Below are 1,687 nucleotides of genomic sequence, written 5' to 3' on the forward strand. Positions count from 1 at the left end.
CAAGGACGAGCTGACGAGTACACTTGACAGGAGCAACCGCGTGAACAGCGGGGGCGTCATCATCAACACTGAACATTCGGCGGAGAGGCAGAGAGTCCTGAATACGCCTCAAGCCGCCATCCAGCAGCAGCTGAGCGAACTTGGCAATTCAGGCGGCCGCGTGCCGATGCAGCCCCCCAGACAGCAGTCAGGTGAATTGCCATTGGAAGGGGTACCCGTTCAACGGACAGGGTCCGAACACATCGGAAGGCTGCATGTGGAGGCCGCGCCCTCCGCAAGGGTTGAGCCCGCCGCTGCCGTCGAGAACTCCATAAAAGTCTCATTCGCCGTCCCCAAAGGCTTCCCCCTTGGGACCCAACGCGTCCCAGACGCGATGCTCCCTTTCTTGGACCGCCATGGCCCCTTGCCGGATGCGGCCCAGGCCCCGCAAGCAAGCTTTGAGCAGCGCGTGGCCGACCCGCGCCGAGGCGAACCTGTCGCGAGTGGCGCCCGTGATGCCCGCTATCCCCATCTCTCCGACGAACACCGGGACCTTATTGATAAAGCGATCACTCACGTTGCGGCTCAGCAAAAATATAGCGAGAGCACGGTTCGAAAATACACGTGTGCACTTCGCCGATTGGGGAATGATCTCGGCGCTCGCGGCCAAGCGACTGATCTAAGTAATCACCAATTCCTGGTCGATCACGTCGACGCTTTCTTTCCGAAAAACGATGAAATGAAGCGGGTTTTGAATGTCCTGCGTGCGTATCATGAGCCGGGCTATTCAGCTACCGTCGGCGCCCCTGCTACCCGCTATTTCCATCTGTCCGACGAACACCGGGACGTTATTGATAAGGCGATCGGCCACGCTGCGGCTCAGCAACACCATAGCGCGCCGACGCTCCGAATATACTCAAATGCGCTTCGCCGATTGGCGAATGATCTCGGCGCTCGCGGCCAAGCGACTGATCTAAAAAATCACCAATCCCTGGTCGGTCACGTCGATGCTTTCTTTCCGAAAAACGTTGACATGAGGACGGCGTTGAAAGTCCTGCGTGCATATCATGAGCCGGGCTATTCAGCGGCTGGCCGGTGGCCAGTGACAGTGCCGTCAAAGGCAGACGCGCGCGTCATAGAACAAGTGACAGGTGACAGCAGCTTGGCCTCAAGCACCCGTGTTGTCTACAGTCGTACTCTTCGCAGATTTTCTGAGGCGCTTGAGAGTCGGGGCCAGACGATCTCTGGGCTGGATCATAATTCGCGGATCGAACTCGCCGAGACATTATTTCCAGGCAACGGCAATCTCCGGTTGGCGCTGGAACGGGTTCGCGATGCGGAGTCCGCGTCAGACAGAAGCGTGGCCGACGCTTTCGCAGCGGCCGGCTCTAGGCACGCCGAGGTTGAGGCCGCCGCCCCGCCAGCGTTAGCTGCGAGCCAACAGCAGATCCGGCCCTCACCGGATGCGGGCCAGGGCGACCACCTGCCAACCGAGTGGGTCATCATCAACAATGAACATTCCACAGCGCTGTTGCGGCCAGCGGAGAGGCAGAGGGCCCTGGATACGCCGCAAGCCGCCATCCAGCAGCAGCTGAGCCAACTCGGCAATTCAGGCGGCCGCATGCCGATGGAGCTCCCCATGCAGCAGTTGGGTGGATTGCCATTGGAAGGGGTACCCGTTCAAGGGACAGGGTCCGAACACATCGGA

At 60.0% G+C, this 1,687-nt stretch carries 1 pseudogene; it reads left to right on the top strand.

From position 1 onward, the window contains the following. Positions 1–40: 40 nt before the first annotated feature. Positions 41–1,687, top strand: a pseudogene (locus tag CK224_RS30510) (hypothetical protein); the annotation flags it as partial.

The sequence above is a fragment of the Mesorhizobium sp. WSM3862 genome, from assembly GCF_002294985.1.
Taxonomy (GTDB): Bacteria; Pseudomonadota; Alphaproteobacteria; order Rhizobiales; family Rhizobiaceae; genus Mesorhizobium.